This window comes from Pseudomonas sivasensis (assembly GCF_013778505.1).
GTDB lineage: Bacteria > Pseudomonadota > Gammaproteobacteria > Pseudomonadales > Pseudomonadaceae > Aquipseudomonas > Aquipseudomonas sivasensis.
In genome coordinates, this window is sequence record NZ_JAAOWU010000039.1 from 1 (window position 1) to 8,707 (window position 8,707).

Annotated in this window: 7 protein-coding genes; 3 read left to right on the top strand and 4 right to left on the bottom strand. The window is 59.1% G+C overall.

Annotated features, from left to right (window positions below):
* Nucleotides 1-194: 194 nt before the first annotated feature.
* The 4 genes from G9Q84_RS28875 to G9Q84_RS28890 form a co-directional block, all read right to left on the bottom strand.
* The gene (locus G9Q84_RS28875; protein WP_032885454.1) at nt 195-821 is read right to left on the bottom strand and encodes a helix-turn-helix transcriptional regulator; all 627 of its coding nucleotides are present in this window, start codon (nt 819-821) and stop codon (nt 195-197) included.
* Nucleotides 821-1,954 carry an NAD(P)/FAD-dependent oxidoreductase gene (locus G9Q84_RS28880; RefSeq protein ID WP_179179225.1) on the bottom strand — a complete coding sequence of 378 codons (1,134 nt, stop codon included), beginning with the start codon at nt 1,952-1,954 and terminating at the stop codon, nt 821-823. Before G9Q84_RS28880 ends, G9Q84_RS28875 begins: the two co-directional genes overlap by 1 nt.
* Nucleotides 1,951-2,883: an ornithine cyclodeaminase family protein gene (locus G9Q84_RS28885; protein WP_181644537.1), complete on the bottom strand. Its 933-nt coding sequence runs from the start codon at nt 2,881-2,883 to the stop codon at nt 1,951-1,953. Before G9Q84_RS28885 ends, G9Q84_RS28880 begins: the two co-directional genes overlap by 4 nt.
* 68 nt (nt 2,884-2,951) lie before the next feature.
* Nucleotides 2,952-3,890 (bottom strand): LysR family transcriptional regulator, encoded by a 939-nt coding sequence (locus tag G9Q84_RS28890; protein WP_032885451.1) that lies wholly within the window; start codon nt 3,888-3,890, stop codon nt 2,952-2,954.
* A gap of 108 nt (nt 3,891-3,998) precedes the next feature.
* On the opposite strand from G9Q84_RS28890, the gene G9Q84_RS28895 reads away from it, so the two are divergent.
* The 3 genes from G9Q84_RS28895 to G9Q84_RS28905 all read left to right on the top strand — a co-directional run bounded on the left by G9Q84_RS28895 (nt 3,999) and on the right by G9Q84_RS28905 (nt 8,245).
* Nucleotides 3,999-5,498 (top strand): CoA-acylating methylmalonate-semialdehyde dehydrogenase, encoded by a 1,500-nt coding sequence (locus G9Q84_RS28895; protein WP_099603337.1) that lies wholly within the window; start codon nt 3,999-4,001, stop codon nt 5,496-5,498.
* Nucleotides 5,499-5,804: 306 nt separating this feature from the next.
* Nucleotides 5,805-6,743 carry a pectate lyase family protein gene (locus G9Q84_RS28900; RefSeq protein WP_122756392.1) on the top strand — a complete coding sequence of 313 codons (939 nt, stop codon included), beginning with the start codon at nt 5,805-5,807 and terminating at the stop codon, nt 6,741-6,743.
* 251 nt (nt 6,744-6,994) lie between these two features.
* On the top strand, nt 6,995-8,245 hold the full coding sequence (locus G9Q84_RS28905) for a glycoside hydrolase family 68 protein (RefSeq protein WP_095186431.1): 1,251 nt from the start codon (nt 6,995-6,997) through the stop codon (nt 8,243-8,245).
* Nucleotides 8,246-8,707 lie beyond the last annotated feature (462 nt).

The window sequence follows — 8,707 nt, forward strand, 5'->3', positions numbered from 1 at the left end:
GCCCCGCGCTGGGTGGCGAAGCCGCCCCATTACTGACAGTGCATACCTTCAGTTGGAACTGAGGCGTCTGAATTTGGGGCGGCTCCGCCACCCAGCGCGGGGCAAGCCCGCTCACTACAAAATCCTGTTCACCACATAAGGCCTGCTCAAGGCAAAAAGCCCGCTCACCAAAAAACTCATCCAGGGTTGAAGGTTCAGCCCTTTAATTCCTTCAGATGCTTGTAAACCGTTGCCCGCCCCATACCCAGCACGTTGGCCACATAGTTCGAGGCGCTCTTGCCCTTGAACGCGCCTTCGGCATGCAGTGCCAGCACCAGTTCGCGTTTGTGGTCGCGGGTCAGCAGGTTCAGGCTTAACTGGCGCTCACGCATCCAGGCATGCAGGAAGGTGTTGATGCGTTCCTGCCAGTCATCGCGAAACAGCGCGTCCGGCTGTGGGATCAGCTTGCTTGGCGACAGGAACAGGTCCAATGCCGCCTTCGCATTTTCGAACAGTGAAATATTCAGGTTGATGCACAGCACCGCCAGGGGCCGACCGTTGGCGTCGCGCAGTACGGTGCTCAGGCTGCGAATTTTCTGACCGTCCCAGTTGAGTTTTTCGTAGGGGCCGATATTCACTTCGCTGACGTCATCGCTGAGCATGTCCTCCAGCGCCGAGTCGTCGCCAATCGCGCGTTTCGACAGGTTATTGGCGATGTAATCGACTTTTTGCGTGCGCAGGTCATGCAGCACCGCTTCGGCGTGGGGGAAGAACAGCGTGGCGATGGCATCGGCGATCGCGCGAAAGTTCTGCAAGACGTTGTCGGGTTCGACGGTGTTCATCAATGGGGCTCCAGGCGGGCGGGGGAGAGCATACCAGCGTCGAGGCCGAACCGGGTCAGTGCCTCCGGCAGCGGTGCGCCGCGCACCAGTGCCGCACTGGCCTGGCCCATGGCCGGTGAGGTTTGGATGCCGTAACCGCCTTGCGCCGCTACCCAGAACAGCCCTGGCACTCGCGGGTCGAAGCCCGAAAGCAAGTCACCGTCGTGCACAAAGCTGCGCAGTCCGGCCCAGGTTCGCGTGGGGCGGCGGATGGTCAGGGTGGTGGCTTCTTCGATCTGGTAGATGCCCATGGCGATGTCCAATTCTTCGGGCTGGATGTCCTGGGGCTCGACCGGGTCTGCGTTGGCCGGTGAGCCGAGGAACATGCCGGCGTCGGGCTTCATGTAGAACGCTTCGTCGAGCGCCACCAGCATTGGCCACGCATGGCTGTCCATGCCTTCGGGGCCGGCGAAGATAAACGCCGAGCGGCGCTTGGGTTGCAGGCCAATGGATGCGGCACCGGCCAGCCCACCGATGTGGTCGGCCCAGGCGCCAGCGGCGTTGATAATGATCGGCGCGGTGAAGGTTTCGTGTTGGGTGGTGACGTGCCAAAGACCACCGCTGTCACGGCTCAAGCCCAGCACATGGCTGTCGGTATGCACGTCGCCGCCCTTGCGACGAATACCGCGTAAATAGCCTTGGTGCAGGGCGTCGGTGTCGATGTCGCTGGCAGTGGGATCATAGATCGCACCGTGAACCTTTTCCCGACGCAGGATCGGCAACTTCGCACAGGCCTCGTCGACACTCAGCTGTTCAACCTGCGGCACGGTGGCCTTGGCGCTGAGGTACTGCGCGTTCAACTCGGCCGCATCGCCGGTGAAGTCCACCGTCATCTCGCCGCGCGGTGTGAGCAAGGGATGCTCGCAGAACCCTGCCGGCGGGTGGTCGAAAAACTCCCGGCTGGCCAGGGTCAACGCCCGCACCTGCGGAGTGCCGTAGGCGGCGGTGTAGAGCGCAGCCGAACGCCCGGTGGAGTGATAGGCCGGGTGAGATTCACGTTCCAGCACTCTCACTTTGCCGTGTTGCGACAACCAGAAACCCGTGGACGCACCGGCAATGCCGCCGCCGATGATGATGAAATCTGCGTGGTTCATAGAAGTCTCCAGAGGGCATTGGCCAGTGCGATGTCTTCCAGGCCCAGGCCGATGGAGCGGAAGAATACGTGACGGTCGTAGGACGGGCGCTTCACCTGGTCGCTGAGCAGTTCGGGCAGGTCGCCCATGACTGCGCTTGGGTTCCAGCCATGTTGTTCGGCGGCGATCAGCATCTCGCCCGCCGAGCCTGGCGTGGTTTGGCGGTAGTCGCAGAACACGTCCATTTCGTTCAGTGATTGGGGGGGGACTTCGTGAGCGCGCGGTGCGTTGGTGCTGATGGAGGTGATCAGCGCCGGTTTGCTCAGGCGCGAAGGGTCAATCACCGGGCCGGCGGATGACGTGCACAGTAGGATCACGTCGGCGTCTTCCAGGGCGGCTTCGCAGGTTGGAGCGATGCTCACGCGTGGGTCCAGGCGTTGAAGCGTGGAGTCAGTAGCGGTCAGGCTGGGCGAGAAGAAGTTGATGCTTTGCCAATCCCGCAGGTTTTTCACGTAGTGCAGGTGAGCCTGGGCCACGTTGCCGCTGCCGATGATCGCCAGTCGCCGAGCCGCCTGTGGCGCCAGCGCATCCACCGCCAACGCAGTGGTCGCGGCGGTGCGTGCGGTGGTCAGTTCTGCAGCATCACACAACAGCAGCGGCTGGCCGGTGTGCGTGGACATCAAGAGCGTCCAGGCGGTTACCAATGGCCCTTGCTCACGCACGATATACGGCGAGGTTTTCATGCCATACACGCCGTCCTGCGCCAGCACGCCCAGGTAGTTGATGAAGTCACCGGCGCCCAGGGGGAATTCCACCCATTGCTGGGGCGGCTGCACCGCATGCCCGGCCGCCAGGTCGCGGAACAGTGCGCGTAGGATCTGCAGCACATCGACTTGGCCCAGCAGTTCGCGGGCCTGGGTTTGGTTGATCACATGCGGGGTGCTGGACATGAATGCCTCTTTTGTTGAACTTATTTGTCCATTATGGACTTTTAGTTCCGTCGAGCAAGAGGCAAACCTTATCCGAGATAACGAAAGCCCCCCGACAGCTTCTCCTTCAGATAACCCACCAACACACTCACCGACTTCGGCACATGGGGCGAATACGGCCGAATCAAGTAGATCTCATTGGCAAATGCGCCCTTGAGCGTCCAGTCCTTGAGCACCTGCACCAGCTTGCCGCTGGTCAGCGCGGCATGGGCGCTGAAGTCCGGGAGCAGGGCGATGCCCAGGTGGTTGAGAGCGGAGTCGCGCAGCGCCTCACTGTTATTGGTGGCGAAGCTGCCGGCGATGGGCACGGTCAGGCGTTCAACGTTTTTACTGCCGCGTTCGAAGGTCCAGGCGGGCTGGTCGGTGCCCCGTGGGTAGAACAGGCAGTTGTGTGCCGACAGCTCGCCGGGTTCGCGGGGCTCTCCGTGGCGTTGCAGGTAATCCTGGGTGGCTACCAGCACCGACCCGGTGTCGCAGAGCTTCCAGGCGACGTGGGTTTCCGGCACCTGGAAACCGTGGCGCACGGCCAGGTCGTAACCTTCGGCTGCCAGGGAACTCAGCGCATCGGACACATCCAGCTGGATACGCACCTGCGGGTAACGCTGCAGGAATTCCGACAGATGCGGCACCAGTTGCTGTCGGGCAAATGCCACCGGCGCGGTAAGGCGCACCAGCCCGCGAATCTCCCCCACAGAGTCACGCACTGACGAGAAGCTGCGGGCGATCTGCGCATAGGCGCTGCGCACTTCACGGGTCAGCGACAGCCCCGCATCGGTCAGCCGCACACTGCGCGTGGTGCGCGTGACCAACTGGGTGCCGGTGGCCTTTTCCAGGTCGGCAATACGCTGGCTGACCGCAGACTTGCTCACGCCCAGGCGCGCAGCGGCAGCCGTGTAAGTGCCTTGCTCTTCCAATATGGAAAGCCAGTGGATATGGGTCCATAGGCCTTCGATCTCAGATTTTTCCATGGGTGGATTGTTCGCGTATGTGGACAATAAGTTCAGGATTCTGCTCTGGTTTGGAACAAAGCGAAAGCCTATCGTGTGTTCCAACGCTACCCACCTGGATCGACTGCCATGACAACCACCATCGAGCACTACATCAACGACCAGCGCGTGTCCCGCGATGATCGCTATCAGGACGTCTACAACCCCGCCACCGGCGAAAAAACCGGGCGCGTCGCGCTGGCCAGCCGCCAGACCGTATCCGAAGCCGTTGCTGCTGCCCAAGCCGCTTTCGACAGCTGGGCCGATACCCCGCCCATCCGCCGCGCCCGCGTGCTGTTCCAGTACCTGCACCTGTTGCGTGAGCGCAAGGACGACCTGGCGCGCATCATCGTCGCCGAGCACGGCAAGGTCTTCACCGACGCCCAGGGCGAAGTGGACCGTGGTATCGATATTCTGGAATTCGCGTGCGGCATACCCAACCTGCTCAAAGGCGAACACTCTGACCAAGTTTCCCGAGGCATGGACAACTGGACCCTGCGCCAACCGTTGGGCGTAGTGGCCGGCGTCACGCCGTTCAACTTCCCAGTGATGGTGCCGATGTGGATGTATCCGATCGCCATCGCGGCGGGCAACACCTTCATCCTTAAGCCAAGCCCGACCGATCCGAGCGCCTCGTTGTTCATGGCCGAGCTGCTGCGTGAAGCCGGCCTGCCCAAAGGCGTGTTCAACGTGGTGCAGGGCGACAAGGAATCGGTGGATGCACTGATCGAACACCCGGACGTCAAGGCCGTGAGCTTCGTCGGCTCCACACCGATTGCCCAATACATCTACGAAACCGGCGCGCGTAACGGCAAGCGTGTGCAGGGGCTGGGCGGTGCTAAAAACCACATGGTGGTGATGCCTGATGCGGACATCGAAAAAACCGTCGACGCCCTGATGGGCGCTGCTTATGGCAGTGCCGGCGAGCGCTGCATGGCGATCTCCGTCGCCGTGCTGGTTGGTGACGTCGGTGACAAAGTCATCGCTGCCTTGACCGAGCGCGCCAAGCAACTGCGCATCACCGACGGCCGCGACCTCAAGGCCGAGATGGGCCCGATTGTGTCCCGCGCTGCACTGGAACGCATCAGCGGCTACATCGAGCAAGGCGTGCAGGCCGGCGCGCAACTGCTGCTGGACGGGCGTGATTACGTGCCCACCGAAGCGGGCCTGGAAAACGGCTTTTGGCTCGGCGCGACCCTGTTCGACCATGTGACCCAAGAGATGAGCATCTACCGCGAAGAAATCTTCGGCCCGGTCCTGGCGTGTGTGCGGGTGAACGACTTTGGCGAGGCGATCAAGCTGGTCAACGACCACGAGTTCGGCAACGGCGTCAGTTGTTTCACCCGCGACGGCAACATCGCCCGCGAATTTGCGCGGCGTATTCAGGTGGGCATGGTGGGCATCAACGTACCGATCCCGGTGCCGATGGCGTGGCACGGTTTTGGGGGGTGGAAGAAGAGTCTGTTTGGCGACATGCATGCGTACGGCACTGAGGGTGTTCGGTTCTATACCAAGCAGAAATCGATTATGCAGCGCTGGTCGGAGAGCATCGAGCAAGGCGCGGAGTTTGCGATGCCGGTGTCCAAATAACGCTTGGAAGAACACCGCAGGGCAAATGTGGGAGGGGGCTTGCCCCCGATGGCGGAATGACAGTCACTGTATATGTGCCTGATACACCACCATCGGGGGCAAGCCCCCTCCCACTTTTGGTTGTTTTTCACTTGAGGGTTGACGGCCAGGCGAATGATGAATACTGTACATAAACACAGTGTTTAAGCGCTGACCAACCAAACCCTGGCAACCTCAGCCATGCCAAACACTGTGTGAAAGTTAATGGATTAACTTACCCCACAGGCTCGTTACATCGAGCCGTTTTTATAGAGAGAGAGGGAACTCATGTCGTATCCAGAAAGCAAACTCACCGGCCTGACCGGTTTCGCCCTTGCGGCAAAAGTCACCGGCGGCTGGTCTGGCCAAGTGGTCAGTATCACCACGCTGGATCAACTCAAGGCCAACATTGGCGACACCACCCCACGGGTGTTGGTGATCAACAGCAATATCTCGGCGTCGAGCCTGACCAAGGTCAATATGGGTGCCAACAAGACCCTGATCGGTTCATTCCAGAACCGTACTTTGGAGAATATTCACCTGCGTGCAACCGCGCAGTCCCAGAACATTATTCTGCAGAATATTATCTTCAAACATTCGGCGAGCATTAAGGCCAATGACGATATTCAGGTGTACTTGAACTACGGCAGCAAGTACTGGATCGATCATTGCTCTTTTGTCGGGCACACCTGGTCCACCACTGACGGCAGCGAAGACAAACTGCTGTATATCGGTGAAAAAGCCGATTATGCCACCATCAGCAACTGCTTCTTTGGCAGTCATAAGTACGGGCTGATTTTCGGGCATCCGGCGGATGATAATAAGGCAGAGTTCAACGGTTATCCGCGCCTGACGTTGTGCCATAACCGCTTCGACAACATGGAAGTACGCGCGCCCGGCTTGATGCGTTACGGTTATTTCCATGTGTATAACAACTACGTCAATAACTTCCATCTCGGTTTTACCCTCGCGCAGAACGCCAATATCCTCTCTGAAAGCAACTATTTTGGCGAAGGCAGCCAAAATAAAGGCATGTTGGATGACAAAGGTACCGGGACGTTCACTGATACAAACAGTGTGCCGCCGATCACCAACCAGAAGTCACCCAAAGCACAATGGACGGCAAGTTCCAACTACGCCTATACCTTGAAGACGGCGGCGCAAGCCAAGGACTTCACACAGAAGAATGCCGGCGCCCAGGCTGGGGCGCTGGTATTCGGTAGTTGAGTAGCTAGCTTTCTACTTAGCTGTCATTTATTGCAAGTGCCACTGTATTTATATCAAGGATATAAATACAGTGATGGCCTTTGCAATATGAATAATTCTTAATGTTGCTATAAGCAAGTGCCCATGTTAAACCTTGGTGCGCACTTGCAGGGCCAACTATCTCTTGCTCTTTCAGTCAGTATTAAGTTGCTGACTGCCAGGTGCTATTTAATCTTCGCTTGTCACTTAAGCGTTAGCAAAAGGACATCATCATGAAACATGCGAATCACACACCCACTCGCTGGACACGGGCCGATGCGCTGAAAGTTAATGAGAATGACCCGACGACGACACAGCCGTTAGTGAGTCCTGACTTTCCTGTCATGAGTGACACGGTCTTTATTTGGGACACCATGCCATTGCGTGAACTGGATGGCACGGTGGTATCGGTGAATGGCTGGTCGGTGATCTTCACCTTGACCGCCGACCGTCGCCCCCATGATCCACAATTCATCAATGCCGATGGCCGTTACGACATCAAGCGCGATTGGGAAGACCGCCATGGTCATGCGCGTATCTGCTACTGGTATTCGCGCACCGGCAAAGACTGGATCTTCGGCGGCCGTGTCATGGCCGAAGGGGTTTCGCCGACCACCCGTGAATGGGCGGGCACGCCGATTCTGTTGAATAACAACGGTGACATCGACCTGTACTACACCTGCGTCACGCCGGGTGCCACGATTGCCAAAGTCAGGGGCCAGGTTGTCACGTCGGACACCGGTGTCACGCTCCAGGGCTTTGATCAGGTCAAGTCGTTGTTCGATGCCGACGGCACCTACTACCAAACCGAAGCGCAGAATGCGACCTGGAACTTTCGCGATCCCAGCCCCTTTATCGATCCCGTCGATGGCAAGTTGTACATGGTGTTCGAAGGCAATGTGGCCGGCGAGCGCGGGACTCACGAAGTGGGCCCGAATGAAATAGGTCTGGTGCCGCCAGGGCATGAAGATGTGGGTGGTGCGCGTTATCAGGTGGGATGCATCGGCATTGCCGTGGCCAAGGACCTCAACGGTGACGAGTGGGAAATCCTGCCGCCATTGGTCACGGCCGTTGGCGTGAACGACCAGACCGAACGGCCGCACTATGTGTTCCAGGACAACAAGTACTACCTGTTTACCATCAGCCACAAGTTCACCTATGCGGATGGCGTGACGGGGCCGGATGGCGTCTATGGGTTCGTCAGTGATCATCTGTTCGGCCCCTATACGCTGATGAATGCGTCGGGGCTGGTACTGGGCAACCCGCCTTCGCAGCCGTTCCAGACGTACTCTCACTGTGTGATGCCCAACGGCCTGGTGACGTCGTTTATCGACAGCGTGCCCACCACCGGCGATGACTATCGCATCGGCGGCACCGAGGCGCCGACGGTCAGGATCGTGTTGAAGGGTGATCGTTCGTTTGTGCAGGAGGCTTATGACTACGGCTACATTCCGGCGATGCGGGATGTGGTGTTGAGCCAGTGATCGCAGTGCAAAACCCAGCCTGATTCATCAGGTGTAAACCGATCCAAATAGTGTGGGAGGGGGCTTGCCCCCGATGGCGGTGTCTCAGTCAAGAAGGTGCGACTGGTCCACCGCTATCGGGGGCAAGCCCCCTCCCATCTTTGACTGGTGTTGTGTCTGGAAGATTGGCGGCGCTGAAGCTCAAGACCACCATGAGCCACATACTCGGCCGGTCCTGAAAAATGGAGATCCAATGTGGGAGGGGGCTTGCCCCCGATGGCGGTGCCTCAGTCAAGAAGGTGTCGACTGGTCCACAGCTATCGGGAGCAAGCCCCCTCCCACCTTTGACCGGTGTCGTGTCTGGAAGATTGGCGGCGCTGAAGCTCAAGACCACCATGAGCCACATACTCGGCCGGTCCTGACAAATGGAGATCCAATGTGGGAGGGGGCTTGCCCCCGATGGCGGTGCCTCAGTCAAGAAGG

Excerpts from the sequence above, each read along its gene's own strand:
- G9Q84_RS28875 (WP_032885454.1), bottom strand. The coding sequence starts at position 821 with ATGAACACCGTCGAACCCGACAACGTCTTGCAGAACTTTCGCGCGATC.
- G9Q84_RS28880 (WP_179179225.1), bottom strand. The coding sequence starts at position 1,954 with ATGAACCACGCAGATTTCATCATCATCGGCGGCGGCATTGCCGGTGCG.
- G9Q84_RS28885 (WP_181644537.1), bottom strand. The coding sequence starts at position 2,883 with ATGTCCAGCACCCCGCATGTGATCAACCAAACCCAGGCCCGCGAACTG.
- G9Q84_RS28890 (WP_032885451.1), bottom strand. The coding sequence starts at position 3,890 with ATGGAAAAATCTGAGATCGAAGGCCTATGGACCCATATCCACTGGCTT.
- G9Q84_RS28895 (WP_099603337.1), top strand. The coding sequence starts at position 3,999 with ATGACAACCACCATCGAGCACTACATCAACGACCAGCGCGTGTCCCGC.
- G9Q84_RS28900 (WP_122756392.1), top strand. The coding sequence starts at position 5,805 with ATGTCGTATCCAGAAAGCAAACTCACCGGCCTGACCGGTTTCGCCCTT.
- G9Q84_RS28905 (WP_095186431.1), top strand. The coding sequence starts at position 6,995 with ATGAAACATGCGAATCACACACCCACTCGCTGGACACGGGCCGATGCG.